The 23,835-nt window shown below is 46.9% G+C and carries 24 protein-coding genes; 12 read left to right on the plus strand and 12 right to left on the minus strand.

Annotated elements, in window-relative coordinates; genetic code table 11:
- Window positions 1-460: 460 nt before the first annotated feature.
- The 9 genes from EMM73_RS18445 to lptM all read right to left on the minus strand — a co-directional run bounded on the left by EMM73_RS18445 (window position 461) and on the right by lptM (window position 10,590).
- Window positions 461-1,564, minus strand: coding sequence for an ABC transporter substrate-binding protein (locus EMM73_RS18445; RefSeq protein ID WP_186435290.1), 1,104 nt, complete (start codon window positions 1,562-1,564; stop codon window positions 461-463).
- 84 nt (window positions 1,565-1,648) lie between these two features.
- Window positions 1,649-3,688 (minus strand): GNAT family N-acetyltransferase, encoded by a 2,040-nt coding sequence (locus EMM73_RS18450; protein WP_127688255.1) that lies wholly within the window; start codon window positions 3,686-3,688, stop codon window positions 1,649-1,651.
- A gap of 3 nt (window positions 3,689-3,691) precedes the next feature.
- Window positions 3,692-5,860 (minus strand): DNA helicase II, encoded by a 2,169-nt coding sequence (uvrD, locus tag EMM73_RS18455; protein WP_127688256.1) that lies wholly within the window; start codon window positions 5,858-5,860, stop codon window positions 3,692-3,694.
- A 98-nt stretch (window positions 5,861-5,958) separates the two neighbouring features.
- Window positions 5,959-6,660 carry an HAD-IA family hydrolase gene (locus EMM73_RS18460; protein ID WP_127688257.1) on the minus strand — a complete coding sequence of 234 codons (702 nt, stop codon included), beginning with the start codon at window positions 6,658-6,660 and terminating at the stop codon, window positions 5,959-5,961.
- A gap of 68 nt (window positions 6,661-6,728) precedes the next feature.
- On the minus strand, window positions 6,729-7,640 hold the full coding sequence (gene xerC / locus EMM73_RS18465; protein ID WP_127688258.1) for a tyrosine recombinase XerC: 912 nt from the start codon (window positions 7,638-7,640) through the stop codon (window positions 6,729-6,731).
- Window positions 7,641-8,306 carry a DUF484 family protein gene (locus EMM73_RS18470; RefSeq protein ID WP_127688259.1) on the minus strand — a complete coding sequence of 222 codons (666 nt, stop codon included), beginning with the start codon at window positions 8,304-8,306 and terminating at the stop codon, window positions 7,641-7,643.
- The gene (gene dapF / locus EMM73_RS18475; RefSeq protein ID WP_127688260.1) at window positions 8,303-9,172 is read right to left on the minus strand and encodes a diaminopimelate epimerase; all 870 of its coding nucleotides are present in this window, start codon (window positions 9,170-9,172) and stop codon (window positions 8,303-8,305) included. The genes EMM73_RS18470 and dapF overlap by 4 nt, the downstream gene beginning before the upstream one ends.
- On the minus strand, window positions 9,173-10,423 hold the full coding sequence (lysA, locus tag EMM73_RS18480; RefSeq protein WP_127688261.1) for a diaminopimelate decarboxylase: 1,251 nt from the start codon (window positions 10,421-10,423) through the stop codon (window positions 9,173-9,175).
- A complete protein-coding gene (gene lptM / locus EMM73_RS20565) occupies window positions 10,423-10,590 on the minus strand; it encodes an LPS translocon maturation chaperone LptM (protein WP_145987571.1) in 168 nt (55 codons plus the stop codon). Before lptM ends, lysA begins: the two co-directional genes overlap by 1 nt.
- Window positions 10,591-10,662: 72 nt before the next feature.
- On the opposite strand from lptM, the gene cyaY reads away from it, so the two are divergent.
- From cyaY to EMM73_RS18520, 8 genes are all read left to right on the plus strand, one after another.
- Window positions 10,663-10,986: an iron donor protein CyaY gene (gene cyaY, locus EMM73_RS18485; protein ID WP_127688262.1), complete on the plus strand. Its 324-nt coding sequence runs from the start codon at window positions 10,663-10,665 to the stop codon at window positions 10,984-10,986.
- A 16-nt stretch (window positions 10,987-11,002) separates the two neighbouring features.
- Window positions 11,003-11,674: an alpha/beta hydrolase gene (locus EMM73_RS18490; RefSeq protein WP_127688263.1), complete on the plus strand. Its 672-nt coding sequence runs from the start codon at window positions 11,003-11,005 to the stop codon at window positions 11,672-11,674.
- A gap of 16 nt (window positions 11,675-11,690) precedes the next feature.
- Window positions 11,691-12,440, plus strand: coding sequence for a DUF2914 domain-containing protein (locus EMM73_RS18495; RefSeq protein WP_127688264.1), 750 nt, complete (start codon window positions 11,691-11,693; stop codon window positions 12,438-12,440).
- A gap of 200 nt (window positions 12,441-12,640) precedes the next feature.
- Entirely contained in the window at window positions 12,641-13,567 is a 927-nt protein-coding gene (gene hemC / locus EMM73_RS18500) for a hydroxymethylbilane synthase (protein ID WP_127688265.1), read from the plus strand.
- Window positions 13,568-13,573: 6 nt separating this feature from the next.
- Window positions 13,574-14,344, plus strand: coding sequence for a uroporphyrinogen-III synthase (locus tag EMM73_RS18505; protein ID WP_222422702.1), 771 nt, complete (start codon window positions 13,574-13,576; stop codon window positions 14,342-14,344).
- Window positions 14,337-15,461, plus strand: a complete 1,125-nt coding sequence (locus EMM73_RS18510) for a uroporphyrinogen-III C-methyltransferase (RefSeq protein ID WP_127688266.1) — start codon at window positions 14,337-14,339, stop codon at window positions 15,459-15,461. The genes EMM73_RS18505 and EMM73_RS18510 overlap by 8 nt, the downstream gene beginning before the upstream one ends.
- Entirely contained in the window at window positions 15,458-16,540 is a 1,083-nt protein-coding gene (locus tag EMM73_RS18515) for a heme biosynthesis HemY N-terminal domain-containing protein (RefSeq protein ID WP_127688267.1), read from the plus strand. Before EMM73_RS18510 ends, EMM73_RS18515 begins: the two co-directional genes overlap by 4 nt.
- A 3-nt stretch (window positions 16,541-16,543) precedes the next feature.
- Window positions 16,544-17,053, plus strand: coding sequence for a DNA-deoxyinosine glycosylase (locus EMM73_RS18520; protein WP_127688268.1), 510 nt, complete (start codon window positions 16,544-16,546; stop codon window positions 17,051-17,053).
- Here EMM73_RS18520 and EMM73_RS18525 read toward each other — a convergent pair.
- Window positions 17,042-18,394, minus strand: coding sequence for a TonB family protein (locus EMM73_RS18525; RefSeq protein ID WP_127688269.1), 1,353 nt, complete (start codon window positions 18,392-18,394; stop codon window positions 17,042-17,044). The genes EMM73_RS18520 and EMM73_RS18525 overlap by 12 nt on opposite strands.
- 71 nt (window positions 18,395-18,465) lie before the next feature.
- Complete coding sequence (locus tag EMM73_RS18530; protein WP_127688270.1) at window positions 18,466-18,804, minus strand: tRNA-binding protein; 339 nt, start codon at window positions 18,802-18,804, stop codon at window positions 18,466-18,468.
- A gap of 521 nt (window positions 18,805-19,325) precedes the next feature.
- On the opposite strand from EMM73_RS18530, the gene EMM73_RS18535 reads away from it, so the two are divergent.
- Complete coding sequence (locus EMM73_RS18535; RefSeq protein ID WP_261373493.1) at window positions 19,326-20,390, plus strand: cyanophycinase; 1,065 nt, start codon at window positions 19,326-19,328, stop codon at window positions 20,388-20,390.
- Window positions 20,391-20,448: 58 nt separating this feature from the next.
- On the opposite strand, the gene EMM73_RS18540 is transcribed toward EMM73_RS18535, so the two are convergent.
- Window positions 20,449-20,868: an acyl-CoA thioesterase gene (locus EMM73_RS18540; RefSeq protein WP_127688271.1), complete on the minus strand. Its 420-nt coding sequence runs from the start codon at window positions 20,866-20,868 to the stop codon at window positions 20,449-20,451.
- A 117-nt stretch (window positions 20,869-20,985) separates the two neighbouring features.
- Here EMM73_RS18540 and murB point away from each other — a divergent pair, with 117 nt between their 5' ends.
- From murB to EMM73_RS18555, 3 genes are read left to right on the plus strand one after another with little or no spacing between them, the layout of a single operon-like run.
- Window positions 20,986-22,008, plus strand: coding sequence for a UDP-N-acetylmuramate dehydrogenase (murB, locus tag EMM73_RS18545; protein WP_261373494.1), 1,023 nt, complete (start codon window positions 20,986-20,988; stop codon window positions 22,006-22,008).
- Window positions 21,998-23,002, plus strand: a complete 1,005-nt coding sequence (gene birA / locus EMM73_RS18550; protein ID WP_186435291.1) for a bifunctional biotin--[acetyl-CoA-carboxylase] ligase/biotin operon repressor BirA — start codon at window positions 21,998-22,000, stop codon at window positions 23,000-23,002. The genes murB and birA overlap by 11 nt, the downstream gene beginning before the upstream one ends.
- Window positions 23,002-23,697 (plus strand): type III pantothenate kinase, encoded by a 696-nt coding sequence (locus tag EMM73_RS18555; RefSeq protein WP_127688272.1) that lies wholly within the window; start codon window positions 23,002-23,004, stop codon window positions 23,695-23,697. Before birA ends, EMM73_RS18555 begins: the two co-directional genes overlap by 1 nt.
- Window positions 23,698-23,835 lie beyond the last annotated feature (138 nt).

Below are 23,835 nucleotides of genomic sequence, written 5' to 3' on the forward strand. Positions count from 1 at the left end.
ATGCGAGAGTAGTTCACCGCCAGGCTCCCAATAAATGGAAAAGCCCTTCGCGCAAGCGAGGGGTTTTTTTATTTGCGTTGAAATCAGGTGGTAACCACCCGAGCAAGGCATCCCCCATGCGACAAATTGGCCGGGAGCCAATTTGGACCGCCAACGGCGGGTCCCGCAGGGACGAACCCCAGGATGGGGTGAGCACTGTAGTTCACCGCCAGGGTGAAACAGGGAATTCGGGACGCAAACTGCTTTGCGTCACGCCTGTTTCACGCCTTGAGCTANTCCTCACTCGGAACCCCAGGGACGGGGTGAGCACAAAAACGTCGGGAACGTTTTTGAACGGCGTAGCCGGCCCGAAGGGTGGAGGGCAGGAGGCCCGCAATAATGTAGTTCAGCGCCCCGAATTCAGAGTAAATCCGATTTCAAATAGCACCAAACCATGTTCAGCTAACATGAGGCTATCAAGCTACCTGATGTCCTCAATTCCATGAACAGTCACTTTTACCCTGATCACTTGCTGAGAAGCCTGCTGATTATTCGCATCAAAAAGTAGAGGAAAATCATAAACTGCTGTTTGTTGCCGTAACTTTTCCAATAAACATAGGCGCTCTACAGGTAGAGAACATAATTTCAGTGCCTGTCCTAACAAGGTACCTGCGATGAAACCCTCTAGCCCAATGTCTGAAAGTGGGGCCATAGCTTCCTGTTTCATCAACTTTTGGTATTCCTTGACTACTACCCATCTGGTATCTGTTGGTTTTGGTACCACCATAGTGGCCATTACCTTATCTTCTTTTTCAAGCAAAACACTTAACTGTTGAAGACCAGCAAAAGATACTGTGGCATATTGAGGTCTAAAGCCTTGGTGACGACCCAAACGAATAGCTTCAGCCAATGGACTATAGGTTCCGGCCATAAATACCAGTTCAGCCCCTGCTTTGATCAACTCTGATACTCCAGTTTCTATAGCTGTGCTATTACGTTGAAAGCGCGCTGTAACCACTGGTGTTACGCCTTTTAGTCGAAGCGCTTTTAGATAACCTTGTTCAATAGAAGCGCCAAATTCATCAGCTTGCAGTAATAAACCAACCTTAGTCTCAGGTTTCGGTTGCAGGTAATCGACCTGACTTTGAGTTTCTTCATCATAACCAGCCCGAAGATGATAGATAAAACCATATTCACTTTTTCGCAGCAGAGATGCGCCAGTGAATGGAGCTATAAAAGGCATTTGATAATGTTGTAACAAAGGTAAAATGGCCGAAGATGTTGGTGTGCCTGTATACGCGAATAAGGCTAAAACTCTGTTTTCAATTATAAATTGCCTGGTATTCTGCACTGTTAATTCAGGTTCATATTGATCATCTTTAACGAGTAGTTGTACTTTTAAGCCTTGAATACCACCTTCTTTGTTTAGTTTGTTAATAGCTAATTCCACACCATTTTTGTAACTTTGACCTATACCGCTGGCATTGCCCGTTAGCGGAACAGACATTCCTAATTGAATATGTTCTGGTTGCGCAGCTTTGGCTGACATGCAGACCAACAACAGTATTAACTTTATAAGTGACATGTGCAGCAGTTGCATAAATGGATACTCTTACAGCTGGATAGCTCAGAGTTTAGTTAAAGATATTAGATAAAACCTTAATCTGGCTCATAAAATAAGCAGTTTGCAAAGTTCAGGTAGTTTTTGTTTTGCTAACGTCAGGCCGATTTGCTGCCAGTGCTGTTTTTGCCAAAGCCGTTGCACCAGTAATAGGGCAGTTGGATACTCAACTTTGTCTGAAAACAAATTAAACCAGCAGAGTAGATGGGTTTCTATCAGATCAAAAGGACGCAAACCTGCCTGAAATAACTCTAATTCTGTTTTTTGCTCTGCAGTAAGTGTTGTCGATGGGGGCTGTGCCCACAATAGCGCTAAAGCAGGATCCAAGGCACCTTGTTTATCAGCGAGTTGCCAGTATAGCTGTTTGGAAAACTGTTGTTGTAGAGGCTTGAATTGGTCACCATAAAGCATCAACACAGAGGCTTCATTACTCGCTTGTTCGTTTTGATGGCTGAGCTTTACCGGGCTAAAGCCTGCTTTTTGCCAGAACTTTGCTAAAGCTAAAGTGGCGCCAAAACTAGTGCCAATCAGATACTGCTGGTCCAGCAAATCCTGCAATACAAAGCTCAACAACTGACTGCCGATTCCCTGACTTTGCACTAATGGATGCACCACAATACGCTGAATTCTAGCCATTTTTTGCTGTGCCAGCTGCGGTTGTAGGCAATGAAAAGCTAAGCTTTGAGCCAATAAATGCCCTTGTACTCTGCGTTTTCCGTGCGATACCGCAATAGCAAGTTCTGCATCCAGCTCACCTTCGAAACTGATTAAAGCACAGGCGATTACCTGCTGATCCTGCTCCAGTGTATACAACTTCAATGCTGGGTTATCCAACAAAGCCCAGAGGTCCATCACATCGGTTTGATAATGGGCCAGGCTGAGCAAACTAAAAATCTGTTGTAATTTTTGGGGTTGTAGCAGTAAATCTTTTACCGGATAGCTGGTCACTTGTGGTTGCTGAATTTCAGTGAACACAATGTCCGTATGCTCCAGTAAAAAACCTCTAAAAATCAATTGCTCGAGTGGGTCGTTTGCCTGATAGCGTATCGGTTGATGCAAATGCAATTTCTGAAAACCAGGGCAATGCTGCCGTAAATAACTTTGGAATCGCAATTGAAAACCACGGCCTGTGCCTTCGTAACCATGCTCTGTTGTAGCGAAAACTAAACGGCTATATAAGTCCGTCAATTGCTGCAATTGAGGGGTTGGAATAGCTGCAGCTTCATCCAGCAGAATCACAGTGTTTTGCTGTTTTTCTGAAAGTAAAACATCAACAGGCACAAAACGGATAGTGCCGTTTAGCAGCTGATTTTGGCCTGATTGGTACGGCTGATTTAACAGCGCCGCCGCTATAAAAAATGCGGTTTGCACCGCAACAGGAGATGGTCCTGTTAGCAGAATATCAGTTTTACCTTGCTGCGCTAGTTGAGCTGCTGCGATTCCCAAAGCACTGGATTTGCCACGGCCCCTATGAGCAGTCAGCACTAAAGGTCGGCGCCTATGGCCTGTCACTACCTTATGAATAGCAGCCACTGCTTGCTGTTGTTCTGCGGTGCGATAGGGTAGTTCAGCTTGTGTTGAACGAATAATTTCAGGTAAGAGCGGAATTACAGCAGAGTTGCCTTCGATAAGCTTCACCCAGCGCTGTTCTGATAGTTGTTCTAACCAAAACTGTTTAAATAGGCCTGTATAAACAGCGGCATCAAGTGGATAGGGCAATACTCTTTTGGCGGCTGGGTTAGCTTGTTGTCGCCATAGATCGGGTTCGTTGGTGACAAATAACCAAAGCCCACCCGCTTTTAAGCAACCACTGCTGGCTGCGACTAAATCCCAATCCACAGCCTGACGTGCATCCACCACCAACAGATCACATTCAGTGCCTAGCCATTGTTGCTTCTGTTTGGCTGACATCAGCGTAAAACCAGCAGGGGCTTGCTGCCCTAACCAATAACTAACAGCTTCAGGCTCTAAAGTGCTAAGTTGCTGCTTAGTATAAGCCTCTGAACCTGCTAACCAGATTGGTAAACGCCAGCCACGCTCTTGATAAGCATGTCGTTGCTGATGGATGACCTGGAGCAGATCCGTCATCAATTAAACAGGCTCTAACCTGGCATAAGCTGTCACCAGCCATTTACTGCCTAGTTCGTCAAAGTTCACCTGAATACGAGATTGTGGCCCTGTGCCTTCATAATTCAGCACAGTGCCTTCACCGAACTTATCATGTAATACCCTTTGGCCAAGCTTAAAGCCGGTATTTTCAAAAGCACTATGGCTGGCGGCACTGCCAAAACGGTTCATTTGAGTCGGTTTACTGACATTAGTGGTCAGGCGGATTTCTTCTAAACAGTCGGCCGGGATCTCACGAATAAAACGTGACGGTCTGTTATATTGCTCCTGACCATATAAACGGCGGCTTTCGGCATGAGTTAAAAACAGCTTTTGCATAGCCCGGGTCATGCCGACATAACATAAGCGACGTTCTTCTTCTAAACGTTCGCTGTCATCACCACTTTGTTGGCTTGGAAACATGCCTTCTTCCAAACCACAGATAAACACCAGCGGGAATTCCAGGCCCTTAGCACTGTGTAACGTCATCAGCTGCACAGCGTCTGAATGTTCTTCAGCCTGATATTCACCAGCCTCCAAAGCTGCCTGAGATAAAAAGGCGGACAGTGGAGTCATCTCTTCGGTGTTGACATAAGTGGCGTTGGCGCAAGCGTTGACCAGTTCGTTTAAGTTTTCTACTCTGGTTTGGGCTTTTTCGCCTTTTTCGGCCAGGTACATCGCCATCAGACCAGATAGTTGAATCACATGATCGGCTTGCTCATCCAGACTCAAGTCTTTGCTGTCGGCTTCGAGCCGATCTATCAGCTGCACAAAGGTGCTAATGGCATTGGCGGCACGACCAGTCAGTTGTTTATTGGCTAGCATTTGTTGCAGGCTTTGCCACAAGGTCACTTGTAGAGAACGGGCATTTTCGCGCACTTTGTCCATAGTGGTATCGCCAATACCACGCACCGGAGTATTGATAATACGTTCCAGTGCGGCGTCATCTTGTCTGTTATTAATTAAACGCAGATAAGCCAGCGCATCTTTAATTTCCTGACGTTCGTAAAAACGTAAGCCACCATAAATACGGTAGTTAATACCGTCCTGAATTAAAGCTTCTTCCAGCACCCGCGATTGGGCGTTGTTGCGATACAGTACCGCAGCTTCAATCAGTTTGCCGCCTTCACGTTTCCATTCCCGAATACGGCCTACAATAAAACGAGCTTCGTCCAGCTCGTTAAAAGCGGTGTAAAGCGAAATGGCTTCGCCTTGTTCGCCGTCCGTCCACAGGTCTTTACCCAAACGGTCACTGTTGTGCGAAATCACGCAGTTAGCGGCTTTTAAAATGGTGCCGGTGGAGCGATAGTTTTGCTCAAGGCGGATAGTGACAGGTTCAGGATAGTCCTTTAAAAACTGCTGAATGTTTTCCACTTTAGCGCCACGCCAGCCGTAGATAGACTGGTCATCGTCACCTACTATCATCACTTTACTTTCAGCGCCAGCCAGTAGCCTTAACCATTCATACTGAATAGAGTTGGTATCCTGGAACTCGTCGACCAGAATATGGCGGAAACGCTGTTGATAATGAGCACGAATTTGTGGCTGCTGTTTAATCAGTTCGAAGCTGCGCAGTAAAATTTCGGCAAAATCGACCAAACCTGAGCGGTCACACATTTCCTGATAAGCGGCGTAAATTTTGATCATGGTTTGCAGGCTGAAATCGCCATGCGCATCCATAGTACCAGGACGCTGTCCTTCGTCTTTACGGGCGTTGATAAACCATTGAATTTGTTTAGGTGGCCAGTGTTTTTCGTCTAGATTCAGCGCTTTTAATACCCGACGCACTAAACGGTATTGATCGTCTGAGTCGATGATCTGAAAACCCTGAGGTAAACCTGCTTCCAGATAATGGGCGCGCAACATACGGTGCGACAAACCGTGGAAAGTACCCATCCACAGATTATTTAAACTGACGCCTATGGTCTGTTCGATACGGTTACGCATTTCCTGTGAGGCTTTATTGGTAAAAGTCACAGCCAATAAACTATAAGGCGCAACCCGTTCCACCTGCATCAGCCAGGCTAAGCGATGCACCAGTACCCGGGTTTTTCCCGAGCCGGCACCGGCTAATACCAGCATATGTTGAGGAGGAGCGGCCACCGCGTCCCGTTGTTTATCGTTTAAGCCATCCAGTAAAGAAGAGACATCCATCAGCAGTAAGTACCTTTCACAAAATTTGCGCCATTATATACCCTTCTGCCTTGCCACCCCAGCGTTGAAGCCCAAGCTATTGATAATAGGATTGCGACTTAAAGCAAAGCCTGTAGCTGCAGCAACGAATCAATTTGCAGATGAGGCAATACAGAGGTTTGAAAATGGGCTTCATGTTTTAGCCACACTGCCTGACAACCGGCATTCAGCGCACCTCGTACATCGGCTTTGCTGTTATCGCCTATATGCAGCAGTTCATGCGGTGCGATAGCCAGTTGCTGACAGGCTTTATGAAACATATCAGGGTAGGGCTTCATTTTGCCGCTGGGGCCTGCGTGATAGGCATGCTGGAAATACTGACTAATGCGCAGTAGTTTTAAATCGGCATTGCCATTGGTAATAGCCACCAGCGGATAACGTTCTGCTAAGGCTTTGAGTAACTGATGGCTGGATTCCGGCACTGTTAAGTTACTGCGGGCATTATAAAAAGCAGTAAAAGCCAGTTCGGCAATTTCACCTGCTTCACAGCGACCTATACCTAGTTCCGTTAAGCCTTGTTCCACCGACAATAAGCGCCAGCGGCTGACATCGTGCCGAACTTCTGGGTCAAGTTGTGCTAGTTCTTTGCGTTTTTGCCACCAGAATTCAGGGTCAATCAGCCCAAGCTTGGGTGCCAATTGCAGTAATTTTTGCTGCATAGCCAGTTCAGCCTGCTCAATCACAGGACCGTTGTTATACAGCGTATCGTCCAAATCAAAAGAGATGGCTTTAAAAGGCAAAAGGGCTTTGTAAATACGCATTAATTTTTAAATCCACGGTGAGTAACATAGAGTCATCAAAAGAATACGAACCTTGGGCATACTAAGATTTATTTCTTCTTCGCTCTTGGATGCGCATTATCATACACCTTAGCCAGCTGTTGGAAATCCAGGTGGGTGTACACCTGAGTCGTATTCAGATTAGCGTGACCCAGTAGCTCTTGCACTGCGCGTAGGTCTGAGCTGGATTCGAGCATATGAGTGGCGAAGGAGTGACGTAGCATATGAGGGTGTAAATGCTGGGCTAAACCCTGGCGTTCAGACCAGAGTTTAACCCTTTGTTGTACTTGTCTGTGGCTGATGCGGCTTTTTTGTTTGCTTAAAAACAAGGCGTCCGGCTCTGTGCCTACATAAGCCCCCCGCACTTTTAGCCAGTTTTTGATGGCTGCGACCGCCATACGGCCCATAGGTAGAACCCGTTGTTTATTGCCTTTGCCACGCACTCGTATTAAAGCTTCGGACCAGTCAATGTCCTGTAAATTAGCGCTAACCAGTTCGTCCAACCGTAGGCCTGAGGAGTAAAACAACTCCATAATAGCTTTGTCGCGACAGGCGAGGGCGTCTTCGCTGCTGTCAAAATCCAGCAGGTGATTGACTTGATCGACATCGAGGTTTTTTGGCAAAGGTTTGTCGAATTTAGGCACTTGTAGATAAGAGGCCGGGTTTTCTTTTAGTTTGCCTTGTTGCACCAGATAACGGTAAAAGCTGCGTAATGAAGCAACCCTGAGCGCTAAGCTGCGGGCTTTCAGGCTTTTGCGGCACGAAGAGATATGCAGTTGCAGCTGAGTTTCTGTCAGCTCGACCCAATGATTTGCTTGTTCTGCCACCTGACTGGCGACAGCACAAAGCTGCAATTGATAGCTGCTCAAGGTTTTGTCGCTGTAACCCCGTTCATGCTTTAAGTAAGCTAGGAAAGCCGACAAGTCGGCTTGCCAATGGTCCAGTTCTGCCGGCAGTGCCATTTAAATAGCAGCTGGTAAAACGGCTAATACCAGCTTCGCCAGATGGTCCAAAAACACGGTGTCCATGCCAGGCTGGAAATGCTCGTCTGAGTCGCTGCCAAAGGCCAGCAGGAACTGTTGGTCTTCTGATAGCTTTAACAGCTGCAATGAGACTGAGTGAATATGAGGTTCAAACAGCGCTGACATTTCATCGCGATTCATCCGGCCAAAATAATAAGCTTTGCCACTTAAACGGCGCTGCAAGATCAGCTGTAACTGTGCGACCTGCTCGGTTTTTTGCTGCAAATCAACCAAGACACAACTTTGCACATGCGGCATTTGGGCGGTAAAAGCCTGCAAGGCTTCCAGTAAAGCCCTTTGATCGGCGGCTTTTAATAACTGTAAATGCAGATCGTTCAGCGCATAAAAAATCTGTTCGTTCTGGCGGGCTATACCCATCAGTCGGGTTATATCGTCTTCTAAGGATCGGATTTTTTCGCGTTGTAACTCCAGCTGCCGTTCCACTAAAGACACTACCCCCCGCTGCTGGTGCGGTAAACGTAAGCGGCTTAACAGCTCCGGGTGCTGCAGAAAGAATTCAGGGTGGTCATAGAGATAATCCACAATCAGGCTGGCTTCAGCCAGTTCAGGGTTCACCAGCGCTGTATCGAGAGGAAGGTCGCTCATAAGAATAATTGTCCATCAAAAACATGTTCGGCTGGCCCTGTCATTTTGACGGGTTGACCAGGTCCTTGCCAGCGAATTTGTAACGAGCCGCCCGGTAAATCTACCCTGACCTGGGTTTGTAATTTTTTCTGCATTTGCCCCACTACAGCGGCAGCACAAGCGCCGGTACCACAAGCCAGGGTTTCACCTGCGCCACGCTCCCATACTCTTAATTTTACATGAGAAGGTGACAGCACCTGCATAAAACCTATATTGGCGCGCTCTGGGAAACGTTCGTGATTTTCAAACACCGGTCCCCACTGATGCACCGGAGCCGTCTGAATATCATCGACCAGTATCACCGCATGCGGATTGCCCATCGACACCACACCACATAAAGTGGTTGCATCTTCACTGTGCAAAATATAGTTCAGCTCTTGCTTCTGAGCTTTAAAAGGCACTTTGGCCGGATCAAACTGAGGGACGCCCATATTGACCGTGACCTGACCGTCCTGCTCTATGTACAAAGTGATTTTGCCAGACTTGGTGCTAACCGCAATTTTGTATTTATTGGTCAGGCCTTTATGCCGGACAAATTTAGCAAAACAACGTGCACCATTGCCGCATTGTTCTACTTCAGAGCCGTCGGCGTTAAAGATGCGGTAATGAAAATCCAGATCCGGATCGTACGGCGGTTCCACCATCAGCAACTGGTCAAATCCGACACCAAAGTTACGGTCGGCCAGCTTTTTAATTTGTTCTTTGGTTAAAAACACATTCTGACTGACCGCGTCTATCACCATAAAATCATTGCCCAAACCGTGCATTTTTGAAAAATGCACTAAGCTTTGGTGGGGACGATCTTTAAATTTATTGTCTGGGATCATTCAGGGTACCAACTGTTCACCGCGCCACAGGTCTTGCCATTGTTCACGTTGGCGGACTAAGTAGCTGCGATTACCATCCACCAGCACTTCTGCGGCTCTGGGTCTGCTGTTGTAGTTGGAACTCATGGTAAAACCATAAGCGCCGGCTGAGCGCACTACCAGTAAATCACCTGGTTCTACTGCTAAAGCCCGGTCTTTACCGAGGAAATCACCAGTTTCACAGACCGGGCCTACCACATCGTAAGTCACGGCCGGAATATCAGGTTTTTGCTGCACAGCAATGATAGATTGCCATGCACTGTAAAGCGCAGGACGAATTAAGTCATTCATAGCGGCATCAACAATAGCGAAATGCTTTTCCTGACCAGGTTTTAAATATTCCACTTTGGTCAGCAGTACGCCGGCGTTGGCCATAATGGCGCGGCCCGGTTCAAAAATCAGTGACAGCTGCGGATAAGCCTCAAGTTTTTCTACTACTTTGGCGGCATATTCAGCAGGATGTGGTGGAGTTTCACCATCGTAAGGTACACCTAAACCGCCACCTATATCGATATGAGTAAGCTTGATACCCACTGCAGCTAATTTGTCGATCAATGCCAGTAACTTATCTAAGGCATCTAAAAACGGCTGGGTTTCAGTCAGCTGCGAACCGATATGGCAATCGACACCACAGACTTTTAAGTGTGAAGCGGCGTCCGCTTGCTGGTACATGGCTACAGCGTCGTTAATGTCGATACCAAACTTATTGGCTTTTAAACCGGTCGAAATATAAGGATGGGTTTTGGCGTCTATATCCGGGTTCACCCGAATAGAAATAGGCGCAATGATATTCAGGCGGCTGGCCACTTGCTGAATACGTTCCAGCTCTGGAATAGATTCGACGTTAAAACACTTAATGCCGGTTTGCAGCGCAAACTCAATTTCAGTGACCGACTTACCTACACCAGAGAACACCACTTTTTTGGCATCGCCACCGGCTTGCAATACACGGCGTAATTCACCTTCAGACACAATATCAAAACCACTGCCAAGCCGGGCCAAAAGGTTGAGCAGCGCTATATTGCTGTTAGCTTTGACGGCGTAACAGACTAATAAATCACGACTTGGCGCTGCTTCAGCAAAAGCTTTGTAATGGCGCTCAATGGTCGCGCGGGAATAGACATAAGTTGGCGTGCCAAATTCTGCGGCAATATCGGCTAAAGCTACGTCTTCGGCAAATAAGTTCTGATTCTGATAATTAAAGTAATCCACTACTGTTCCTTTGAAACTACTGGCTGATCGGCTGGCGCTGGTTGTTCTGCCGGCGCTTTATTGGGTTGTGGGGTTTGAGGCAATGTTAAAGGACCTTTTTGGCCACAGGCCAGTAACCATTGGCTGAGCAACAGGATGCACACCAGTCTTTGTCGCTTTGTATTCATGGTTTTTATTTCATTAATTATTTTGCGCTCTATAATCGCATCCTTAACAGCAAAAGCAAACAGGTGAAACCGATGAATGACGTAGAATATGACGAACTGACCGATCAAGTGCTACTTGCGGTGGAAGATGCGATAGAAGCATTGGACCTGGATTTGGATTATGAGTCGAACGGTGGCTTGCTAAGTATCAGTTTTCCGGGCGGCAGTAAGGTGATTATTAATAAACAACCTCCACTGCATCAGTTGTGGGTTGCGACTAAATTTAATGGCCACCATTTTGAATTCAAAGATGGCGTTTGGATTGATAACAGAACAGGTGCTGAGTTCTGGGCATTAATTTCGGATGCCTTTAGCAAGCAGTCTGGCCAAGACGTAGTGCTTACCGATAATTCCTGAATGATAGAGAAATAGAATGGCGTTACTTCCTTTTGTAGATATAAAACCCGCAGGTCCGGCCGATGCTGCTGTGATCTGGTTGCATGGTTTAGGTGATTCTGGTGATGGCTTTGCTCCTATAGTGCCTGAATTACGTTTGCCAAAAAGCTCTGGCATTCGGTTTTTATTCCCTCATGCTCCTGTACGCCCTATTACGATCAACGGCGGCATGCAAATGCGCGGTTGGTACGATATTAAAACCTGGGATTTAAACGACAGAGCGGACGAAACTGGTGTGCGTGAATCTGCTGCTGCGGTTACAGCCTTAATCGACAAACTGATAGAGCAGGGCATTGCTGCGAATCGTATTTTGCTGGCAGGTTTTAGTCAGGGTGGCGTTATTGCGCTTCATTTACTACCCCGCCTGCCTTATAAACTGGCTGGCGTAATGGCTTTGTCTACTTATATGGCGGTGCCGGGCAAGTTAAAAGAAGAAATGACAGGTGCTAATAAAAGCACAGCTGTGCTGGTGAACCATGGTACCCATGATGAAGTGGTGCCCTACAGCGCAGGTCAGGCGGCTTTTAATGCGCTGAAGTTTGCGGGCTTTTCTGTGAACTGGGCCGAGTACCGTATGGGCCATAGTGTCTGCCCACAACAAATTGCAGATATTAGTCGTTTCATTCAGCAGCAATTACCAGCACTTTAAAAATGGAACAGTGAAAGTGACAACAGCACAGGAAAAACTGGTGGTTCGGGTCAGTCTGGGCGCTGCAGCGGCTGCTCCCGCAGAGTTACCTGCACCAAAAACAGAGCAACACTGGCATTGGCGTCGTATTGCCGGTGCAGTATTGACGCTTTGTGCTGCTGCTCTGCTGTTATATGGTGGGTTAAATGTTGACTCACCTGATACTGTCGCCAAACCTCTGTCTGAAACTGCTCCTGTGGTGATTACTGCTGAATCTATTGAAGCTGCGACAGCTGAGCTGGTACTGGAAGCTGTGCAGCAAAACATTGAGCGACCATCTGATAATGTAGCAGGCATTGAAATTGCGTCGGCAGAAGTGGTTGAACCAACGGATGTTCAGGTATTACCGAACTCAGCTGTTGATGAAACTCCGGCTGAAGCTGGTGCACCATTGTTTAGTGCTGACACTGGAGTATTAAGGCTAGCCTTGTTGACCAACGAAACGCCTTCTGCTCAGGCCCGCAGCCTAGGTGGACATATTGATGCAACTGCCGTTCCACAGGTGGCTTTATATTCTGAAGTTAAAGGTTTAAATGGTCAGAGCATAGAACATCTGTGGTATTACGAAGGTAAATTGATGACCCGGATTAAACTGCCGGTCAAACTGGATTATTGGCGTACTTACAGCAGAAAAGAATTCGATGCCAAGCAAAAAGGCGAATGGCGGGTTGAAATCCTTGATCCGCAACAAAATCTTTTATTCAGTCATCATTTTCATTATCAATAATATCGCTTTCGAACTTGAAGTATAGCTTGATAAACGTTGACCTCTTTATACCTGTTTGACTCTAAATTTGAATTTTAGCCGGGCATGGCCGAGCTCTGCCCCTGCATTGAGTTTGGGTATATACTAGGTGGCATTTTCTGGCAGTCCGGCTTTTATCGTCGTGGCACTGCTGCTATTTTTCGCTGCTTTAAGGAATATCTATGAACCTTGTCCGCATTGCCACCCGTAAAAGTGCTCTAGCTTTATGGCAGGCTAATTTTGTGAAAGCTGAACTTGAAGCTGCCCACCCGGGGTTGCAGGTTGAGCTGGTACCTATGTCGACTCAGGGTGATAAAATTCTGGATACTCCTTTAGCCAAAATCGGCGGTAAAGGTTTGTTTGTTAAAGAGCTGGAAACGGCCATGCTGGAAGGCCGTGCAGATATAGCAGTCCACAGTATGAAAGATGTGCCGGTCGATTTTCCTGAAGGCCTGATGCTCCATACCATTTGTCAGCGTGAAGATCCCCGTGATGCTTTTGTCTCCAACACTTATAAACAGCTGGCTGATTTACCCCAAGGCGCAGTGGTCGGAACCTCTAGTTTACGTCGTCAGTGCCAAATCAAAGCTATGCGACCAGATCTACAGATCAGCGACTTACGTGGCAACGTTAACACTCGTCTGGCAAAATTGGACGCAGGTGAATTTGATGCCATTATTCTGGCTTCAGCTGGTTTAATACGTTTAGGTTTTGAAGCTCGTATTGCCAGCTTCCTGGAAGTTGGCACCAGTTTACCGGCCAATGGTCAGGGCGCTGTAGGTATTGAATGCCGTAGTGATGATTTGGTGATGCAACAATTGCTGGCTCCGTTGGAACATCAGGAAACCCGCATTTGTGTGTTGGCCGAACGGGCGATGAACCGCAAGCTGCAGGGTGGGTGTCAGGTACCTATTGGCGCTTTTGCTGTACTGCAGCAGAATGAACTTTGGCTGCGTGGTTTGGTCGGACAGTTGGATGGTTCTGAAATTTTACGTTCAGAAATAAGAGGCTCTGCAGAACAAGCCGAGCAGTTAGGAATGCAACTGGCGGAGCAGTTATTGGCGTTAGGCGCAGATCGCATTTTAGATGCGGTCTATCAGCAGGCCTGATCTGCAGTGCAAAATTTCACGCTGGATCCACAACAACCTGTACTGATCACCAGACCAGCAGGCAAAGCGGATCAGTTGCTGGCCAGTTTAGACGAGCTTGCTATTCCCTATTTGTATCAGCCTTTGATCACCACGCAGTTAGTACCATTAAAGGCCAAAACAGGTACTCTGCTGGAGCAGGCTGATAAGGTGATTTTTGTCAGTGTCAGTGCGGTCAGTTGTTTACAACAACAATATGATTGCAAAAACATCACGGCACCTTTAATAGCGGTAGGTACAACTACAGCCACAGTATTGGAAAAATGCAGTGGCCGCGCTGTACTGGTGCCGCAAGATCAGCGTAGCGAAGGCCTGTTGGCCTTACCAGAATTACAGGATGTAGCAGGTAAACATATTGTGATAGTGAGGGGTAACGCAGGTCGTGAGCTGATTAAAAAGGGCTTAATGGAACGGGGGGCTCATATTCAGTATGTGCAAAGTTATCGCAGAGTCCCTTTGCTGCTAGATGGTCAAGGCTTGTCAGACCAGTGGCATCGACAACATATTCAATGTATTGTGGTCACCAGCAACGAAATTTTACAGCTTATTTTTCAGTTATTGCCCAAAGAGCAACATGGCTGGTTACAGCAACAGTTATGGATAATGGTGAGCCCGCGGATGAAAGAAGCCGCTATAGAACTTGGGATCATAGAGTCCCGTATTTTTTTGTCAGCCAGTGCCAATGATCAGGCGTTACTGGAGGCTATTTGCCAGTTAAGAGGAACTTGTCATGACTGATACGCCGGTGGCTGTTACCGCCTCTGAATCTCCACTTCCACATGAGCCGGTTAAAAAAGAACCGATAAAAAATGAAAGGCCAAAAAGTGAAAGCCCAAGGCCTGCTAAAACGGGTCGGGCTGTCGCCTGGCTTTCTTTATTGTTAAATATAGCGCTGGTTGGCGCTATAACTGCTGCTGTCTGGTGGTTGTGGCCACAATGGACGACAGTGCAGCAACAACAGTTGCAACTTCAGCAGCTGCAACAGCAACAAACTGAACAAGCTAAGCTGCAGCTTCAGCAATTGACTGAGCAGGTCCAACAGCAACTAGCTTTGGTCGCGGACCAACAAAAACAGCAGCAAAGCCTGGATCTGCAGCAACAACAGGCCCTGGTTCAGTTGCAACTGGAGAGCAAAAAACAATTAAGCAATGGCCGTACCTGGCAGTTGTGGCAAATTCAGCAGCTGTTGCAATTGGCCGGACAAAAAATCTGGTTAGAGCAAGATATGCCGGCAGCATTACGTTTATTGCAAGGTGCCGAACAGCAATTGGCGTTACTGCAGGACAGCAGCATGCAGCCGTTGCGTCAGGCCATTCAGACTGATTTAGCTGAACTACAAAAAAGCACAGTGCCGGATTTAGCCAAAATTCAGCTGGCTTTAACCAGCTTACGCAAAACTGTGAACGATTTACCTTTGCGCCAAAGTGAACGGGTACTGGATGAAACACCAGTTGTAGCTATCGCGGCAGAGGCTGACTGGCAATCCACCCTGATCCAACACTGGAATTCGTTCTGGCGTTCATTGGTGCATGTGCGCCCGACTCAGCCAGAAGATTTGTCTGTGTTAACTGCAGGTCAGCAACTGAGTTTACGTAACACCTTACAACAGCAGTTGTTACTGGCCGAGCTGGCAGCCATGAAATATCAGCCAGAGCTGTATCAGGCTGCATTGCAGCAGGCTATGGATACCTTGCAGCGTTATTTTGCTGCTGCAGATCCACAAGTCAGTTCGGCATCTGAGCAATTGGTACAACTGGCTGGTTTAGCAGTGGCTTTTCCTGCTCCTGCGGCACTGCAATCCACAGCTGTGCTTGATCAGGTGATGCGTCAGAGCATGGTGGAGAGCAGCCAATGATCCGTTTGCTGATAGTGGTTTTACTGCTGGCTGCTGCCATGTGGGTGGGGCCCTGGCTGACGCAGAATCCGGGTTACCTGATGCTGGTGCTGGGTCCATGGACAGTGGAGATGACGCTGATAGGTTTTGTCATAGTTTTGTTGTTGAGTCTGAGTGTGTTGTGGCTGAGTTTGCGCATTTTACGGCCTTTGTTAGGTTTTCGTAATTGGACCTTAAACCCTTTTCGTGGTCGTCAGCAACGCAAAGCCCGCTTAGCTTTTGAGCAAGCGGCTTTGGCTTTAGCTGCGGGCCGTTTTCAGGATGCTGAGCAGTATTTTGATCGCTCTGACGCTATGCCTGAATTCACTATACTACGCCAGAGTATGGCTTGTTACGCTGCGTTGCAGGCCGGACATGCGACCAAAGCTATGCAGCTCGCTGAGCAACTGGATGCAACCCAGGCTCAGAGTTGTTATGTCAAAGCAGATTTATTGCTGCGTCAGAATCAAGCTGAAGCCGCACTGGAGTTGTTGCAGCTTGCTATGCTGATACCAGCAAATGCGCCTTTATTAGCGCCCTTGTATTTCCAGGCGCTGTTAGCAGCTGGCCATAATATAGAAGTCTTCCATACAGTGCTCAAAGCCATAGAACACAAGTGGTTTACCAAAGCACAGTGGCAAGCGCAGCGTTATCAGATTTATCCGCAGGCCATCCGTAATCTGGCGGCCCGGGGCGTATTTGACGAAAGCAGTGATTATTGGTTGGCCTTGCCGTCGAAAGAACGTAAGTCAATGGCTGCTGTAGTGGGTCGTGTTTGGGCTAAAGTGAAAGCGGGTCAGGTAGAGCAGGCTGAGAAGTTGCTGGTTGATAATCTGGCTTATAGTGACTTGCCATTGGTATGGCCTGTGCTGAAACAAATTCCGCTAAAACGTCATGTGGTATTGCTGCGTAAACAGCTGCAGCACTGGTTACGTGATCACAAAGAAGATGCTGTGCTTTATGCAACGCTTGCCTATTGTGCCGAGCAGGACGGCGAACCTATGCAAGCCGAAATGGCCTGGCAAAAGGCATTACAGTTTCAGCCTGGCCTGAAAATTTGATGTATGTTATCTGAACTATTAACAGGTCTGACACCGGTCCTTGGTGCCAGACCTCGAATCTTGTTGCTCGGCAGTATGCCAGGCGCAGCTTCTCTTCTTGAACAACGTTATTACGCCCATCCGCGCAATTTATTCTGGCCTTTTATGCAGCAGCTGTTTGCTATTCCGACAGAACTGGATTACCAGCAGCGTTGCCAGTTACTGATAGGGCAAGGCATAGCGTTATGGGATGTGATTGCTCACTGCGAAAGAGCTGGCAGCCTGGATAGTGCCATTAAAAAAAGCAGCGTGATTTGTAATGCGATACCGCAATTGCTTGATGCTGAACCGCAGATCCTAAAGATTTGTTTTAATGGCGCCAAAGCAGCAGAAGAGTTTAAACGCCATCTGCTGCCTTTGTTAAAACATCGTACTGATATAGAGTATTTTCAGTTGCCGTCCAGCAGCCCTGCTCATGCCAGTCAAAGCAAAGAGCAAAAGCTGGAATTATGGGCTAAAGCTTTATTGGAATAATTCTTCCAATTCTGATGTGGTTTTGAAGCCGGCTTCTTTGGCAGTAGCTAAAGCAGCTTTAGCCTGCGGGCTGTTTTGTGTCATCAGCTCTATGGCATACCAGCCTAAAGCTGTTGGCTCTTTTTGTTGTTGCAGATAAGTGGCCCAATAAGGTTGCTGCATTGCCCGGACTTTTTGTGCTGTCGTCATGCCATTACGGGCGGCTTGATCCAGCCAGTAGGCGCTGGTCCACTCTTGGGGTAAAGCATGCAAAGGCTTTACATACATTTTATCAGCGGCAAAACTCTGGGGTTTTCCCGAGCCAAAATACTCATCAAAAGGCTCGATACGATAGCTGCCTTGCTGTAATCCGGGAATTATTGTGCCAGTCAGTGCTGGTACAGTGCCTAGCAGTGGTTGAACAGTCTCTATCTGTGAATTTGTATTAACCTGGATCAGCGCTTTGCCAGAGAAGGCCTGCATCGGTAGTCCGAATCCGGTTTTTTTTGTGGCTAAATCGGATACGGTGGGAGGCTGAACTGCAGCCGTGCTTGCTGTCGCATAAACATCATCTTCGCTCTCCAGATAATCAAAGACAGCAGCTGCATGATACTGATGTTCCGCCGAGCCATTTAAAGCTGCAGGCCAAGCGGACTGCTGTAATGAATTGATTAGTCTCACACTCGGCTCTTCTGTGTCATCTGTCTCTTTTAGAGGACGCAAGCTGTAGTCGAGCCGAACTGTCTGAATACTGGCTGCTGGGCCAGGTTTAAATTTCCATTTCCTAATAGCTTTCTCCGATGCTGCAGCAAATACCCCTTCCGGCAGACCTCTTTGTGTTTGTGCAAAGACCACCTCTCCTTCTTTGTCGATTACAAACTGAACAACTGAAAAGCCGGTGATCCCCCTTTTAGCTGCGCCTATAGGGTAGTCAGGCTCTGTTTTTTTATGGGCTATTCTCAGAGGTGAAAGTGGTCTGGGGCCAGGTTCGTTGGCACTGTAAGGAGGTAGTGTGTTGTGCTGGATCTGAGCCAGTAGTAGCATCGCTTGTTGCTTTTGCTCTGGTGTGATTAAAGTTTCTATGTGCTGCAGTGCTTTATCTGTTCCGGATTGCTTCAAATATTTAGCTAGCGAAAAATAAGCATAAGCACGGACTAAATCCTGCGGTTCACCTTGGCCATACAATGCCATCACAGCTAAATTAAAAGCAGCACCACTGTTGCCCAGAGGGAGCAAAGATTCAAACTCTGTTTTTGCCTTATCGTAGTCTTTATTTTTGTAAAACTTAAGCCCTTGCAATAAATCGGCTTGCGTCATGGCCGGTGCTATCAGAAACAGGCTCAGCAATAACTTTCTTAACATTCTTCATTCCAGTGTGTGTTGATGTTTTGATAGCTATGTTATCTGCCGTGCATGTAATGGTAAATCTATTGTTAGGATATTTTGCTGCCATTTTGTACAATCTGGTCCGGCACCGCCAAAACCACAGCACCATCAGGTCGATAAAATCCTGTGATCAGGCATTCTGAGCGAAAGGGCCCTATTTGTTTCACAGGGAAATTTACAACGCCAATCACCTGCTTCCCCAGCAGTTGTTCTTTGCTGTACAGCGCTGTGATTTGAGCGCTGGATTGTTTCACGCCGATGTCAGGGCCAAAATCTACTTTTAGTTTATAAGCCGGTTTTCGTGCTTCCGGAAAATCGGCGACTTCTAGTACTGTACCTACCCGAAGTTCAACCAGTCCAAACTGGTCCCAACTAATTAAATCCATTCGTGTCACTCTGTTGTTAAACAAAGAATTAGCTTGCCATATCCCTGCTTTTTTTGTCATATGTTTTGTAGTGAAAAGTTGCCCCAGTGAAAGTAATTTTATAAAGATATAAAGCTTCGTCTTGACAGAGAAAGCAAAAGCATAAATATTACGTCGGACCACTTATTTAGTGTTAACACTCTATGACTTCTATCCACGCTTGCTCAGTAACATGTGCCCGGACAGCAGCTCCGGCAAATTTGCATGAGTGCTCCAGTGATTACCACCTATCCGAGTGGTTCGACGAATAAATTTATAGCCTTCGAATTTGAAGCTGCAGCTTTGTTGAATGTGCTATCTCGCAACAGTCACATAAGACCACTATGCTCCTGGGACTCAGCTAGCTTGTCGCCTCCCTGCAACTCCAAATACTTTGGGTATAGGCCCCCTCTCTGATCGAATCTTACAGGCAGCTTTGCAGCTGCTGTAACACCATAGCCTTTTTGACCGTTTTAAATCAGATAAAGAAGTAGGAAATTAAAATGAAAGCACCTCTCTTAGGCATGTTTGCGCTGTTATTTTGCAGCCACAGCTTGTGTGGTCATGTTTTGGCGACGAAAAATAATACTCATCCAGATAGTGGCATTTATATTTTAACAGGTTGTAACTACGGCACACGACCGTCAAAACCCAGCAATTTAACCAGCTATATCACAGGCTCAGCCACCGACACTTGTGTCACTTTATCCGATCCGGCTTTGCTCCTAATGGGCGGTGGCGCTGATGTGGACAATGCTTTTAGTTTAAGAGTTGGGCCACATATTCAGGGCGGAAACATCGTAGTGCTGCGCACTGCGGGTACCAATGCGTACAACAGCTATTTGCAGGGTTTAACCAATGCAGCTTCTGTCGAAACTATTATTGTGGATACAGTGACCAAGGCCAATATGGATTATGTGGACTGGGCTATCCGCTCTGCTGAATTTGTCTGGCTGGCAGGTGGTGATCAGTCGGCTTATCTGAATGCCTGGCAAGGTACTAAAGTTCAGGCTGCTATTCAGCATGTGTATGACAAAGGCGGTATAGTAGGGGGGACATCTGCTGGTGATCATGTATTGAGTCAGCATATTTATGACCCAGATGGTGTAGCTGGTGCTATCAGTGCTGAAGCTGTGACAGATTTATGCCATGAAACTATCAATATCAGTACAGCTTTCCTAAATTTCCCTGCGATGCGAGGGGTGATTAATGATACCCACTTCCGTCAACGTGACCGCATGGGCCGCTCTATGGTATTCCAGGCCAAAGTGGGCGCTGCCAGCCGTGTAGTGGCTATTTCGGAAGCGACTTCGTTGTTTGTAAACAGTGTGGGTCAGGGCATAGTGGATGGAACTAATGAAGTTTATGTTCTGAGATCAGATGCTCAGACTCAATATGTTCAAACCAGCTGTGGCTTACCTGTGAAGGTGAATAACCTGCTGCGGTATAAACTGGTGAGCGGCGATCAGTACAACCTGATCAATAACAGTACTTCTATAGTACCAACACGAATCAGTCTGGATGGCAGTACAGCAAGTTTCTATTACACACCAACCAGTCCGTATTAGCGGACAAGGCTGGTGCAATTTCACAACAGCCAAGGGACTGGCTTTATTCTTTTCTTCTTCAAATTGCCGTCAGATTGGCCAGACGAGGCTCCAGACGCTGTTTTAAATCGCCTTCAATCACTACAGCCCGACCGGTCTTTTTATCCAAACAAACAAAAGTAATATTGGCGTCGGCTACTAAAATGTCAGTACCATCCAGCCAGATTTTCTGATGAATGACAGAGCTTTTGGTATTAATAGCGCTGAATTCGGTATCAATACGCAGTTGCTGGCCCATGGTAGCCTGAGCTCTGTAGTTAATATTGATATTGACGATCACCCAGGCCAGACCCAGCTGTTCAAAATGTTCGATATCGCCATGTTGTTCCAGATAACCCCAGCGGGCTTCTTCCAGAAACTCTAAATAGCGGGCATTGTTGACGTGCTGATAACCATCCAGGTGATAACCCCGGACTTTAATAAAAGTGTGATGTAACATAAAACTCTCTGGTTGGACCTGTTTGGGCCATAATGCCATAAATTTCGTTTTGGGTTAATGAGGTTTTTCTAGCTCGAGACTGAGATTTTTTTGGTCTGCTGCGCTGGATTCAGTAGAATGAGCGCACTTTGGTTATTTGGTGCTTTTATGCGTTTGTTACAGCAGCTCTCTGCTAAACCCTATTCCACTTTTGCATTGGATACACAACTTGCCGAATTGGTTGAGTTGGACTCATTGGCTGAATTAATGGCGTATCAGCCTGCAGTGGTTCCTATAGTGTTGGGTGAAGGCAGCAACAGTATTTTCCTGAGCGATCAAACTCAGACCATTTTACGTTATTTAGCCAAAAGCCGGACTGTGTTGGCAGAAGATGAAAAGCAAGTACAACTGCATATAGAAGCAGGGGATAACTGGCATCAATTGGTGAGCTGGACTGTAACTCAGAGCTGGTGGGGATTAGAAAATCTGTCGTTAATACCTGGTAGCGTAGGGGCGGCACCAGTGCAAAACATAGGTGCTTATGGTGCTGAGCTGGCAGATTGTTGTGACTATGTCGATTTTTTTCATTGGCAAAGCCGTGAAGTGCAGCGTTTAAGCAAAAGCGACTGTGGGTTTGGCTATCGCGACAGTATTTTTAAAACCGGACTGGCGGGTTGTGGCCTGATAGTCGCTGTGGGGCTGACGTTAAAAAAACAAGGTCAACCTAAAGTGGGCTACAAAGGGTTGGAGCATTTAAATCAGCACAGTTCTGTTACTGAAGTAGCAGAAGCTGTTATTGCTGTGCGTCAATCCAAGTTGCCTGATCCTGCTGTCTTACCTAATTGCGGCAGTTTTTTTAAAAACCCAGTGGTCAAACATGCTGTATTTGAAGCTATTCAACAGTCTTACCCTGCAATGCCGTTTTATCCACAAGCTAATGGCTTGGTTAAACTGGCGGCTGGCTGGCTGATAGAACACACTGGATTAAAAGGTCAACGTATTGGCGATGTCGGCTGTTATGAAAAACAAGCGCTGGTGCTGGTGAATTTTGGTCAGGGGACAGCCTCAGAATTACAAAAAATGGTAGCCCTGATACAGCAAAAAGTCCTGGCACAATTTAAGGTGCAGCTCGAACCTGAGGTGCGTTTACTTGGCCTGTGAACAGCGTAAAATTTTACCTCATAGCCTGATAGTCCAGCGTCAACTGGTGCATTATCTGGCCGATGGCGCTTTGTGTTCAGGCCAGTGGCTGGGTGAGCAATTGGGCATTAGCCGCACTGCTGTCGCTAAACACATAGAGCAATTACAGCACTATGGTCTCGACCTATACAAAATTAAAGGCAAAGGCTATCGTCTTGCGCAACCAGTACAATTACTTGACGCTGCATTGATTAAACAGCAACAGCAGCAACAAGCGCCTGTTTGGGTGCAGTCTGTAACAGACTCCACCAACAGCCAGCTCATGCAAAAACTCAAAGACGGGGTAGTGCCGGAAAAAGGCGCTGTGCTGGTGGCTGAAGCTCAGACTGCAGGCCGTGGCCGACGGGGTAAACAATGGTTTTCACCTTTCGGCTGCAATTTGTATTTTTCAATGTACTGGCAATTGGAGCAAGGTATTCAGGCTGCTATGGGCTTAAGTTTAGTGGTAGGCCTTGCAGTAGCAAAAGTGTTGCAACAGCAATGGCAATTGCCAGTGCGGCTGAAATGGCCAAATGATTTGTATATAGAGCATAAAAAACTCGGTGGTATTTTAGTCGAACTGGCAGGGCAGACTCACGCACAATGTGATGTGGTGATAGGTTTGGGTTTAAATATCCGTATGCCGGATCAGACTGATAAAGTAGTCGATCAACCTTGGTCCGATTTAACTTCGGCTTTAGGCCAGCACATCGACCGAAATTTGCTGGTAGCTTTATTACAGCACCAGTTGGTAAAAGAATTACAACACTTTAGCCAGCAGGGCTTTACGGATTACGTCCAGCAGTTTAATCAATTGGATCAATTTGCTGGTGAGCAAGTGATTTTATCCAGCGGTAGTCAAACTATTAGTGGTCTTTGTGCTGGTGTCGATGCGCAGGGTGGGCTGGTGCTGGATATCGGCGGCCAAAAGCAAAGCTTTTATGGCGGTGAACTTAGCTTAAGAAAGGCGCTTTGATGGAATTATTACTGGATATTGGCAATAGCCGCAGCAAAGCCTGTTTGCATAATTCAGGCAATCTTACGGAAATACAACTGGAAGACATCAGCGCAGAACAGTGGTTGTCAGTCAATGCAGTATATTGTTCTAGTGTGGCGGCGGACAGCAGAGTGTCGGCACTACGCGAGCGCGTTCCTCTTGCTATTCCTTTTATTCAAATTCATAGCGAAGCACAAGCCTTTGGCATTACTAATAGTTATATGCAGCCACATTTATTGGGTGTTGACCGCTGGCTGGCATTAGTCGCTGCAGCTGAGTTATACCCAAATTTAGATCTATTAGTAGTTGACGCAGGCACAGCTTTAACTATTGATTGGTTAAATGCTGCAGGTCTTCACCAAGGTGGTTGGATTTTAGCAGGGCAAAAACTACAGCAAGAAGCTGTACTGAGTAAAACTGCCAAAGTATTTTCAGCAGAGCTTGAAACAGAGCAGTTGTCACCAGCAACAGATACGGCGACAGCTTTATATCAAGGAGCCATAGCCGCTTTAGTGGGGGCTATTCGGCAGGCCTACGCAATTAAAGCAGCACAACGGATTATTTTAACGGGTGGCGACGCTTTGCTACTGCAAAAATACCTGAGCGATTTACCTGTTGAGCTCGAATCCCGACTGATCTTTCAGGGATTAGCCCGTTATATTCAACCGAATTGACCGTTTTGTGTACTTATTGAGCACTCAGGTCAGAAATTATAAGTTTTTTTTTATTTCCTGTTGCGTGGGGTGGGGCATTCCACTAGAATTCGCACCCACTGACGTAGTGCCGCTTTAGCTCAGTTGGTAGAGCAACTG

This window comes from Rheinheimera sediminis (genome assembly GCF_004005375.1).
In the GTDB taxonomy this organism is placed as follows: Bacteria; Pseudomonadota; Gammaproteobacteria; order Enterobacterales; family Alteromonadaceae; genus Pararheinheimera.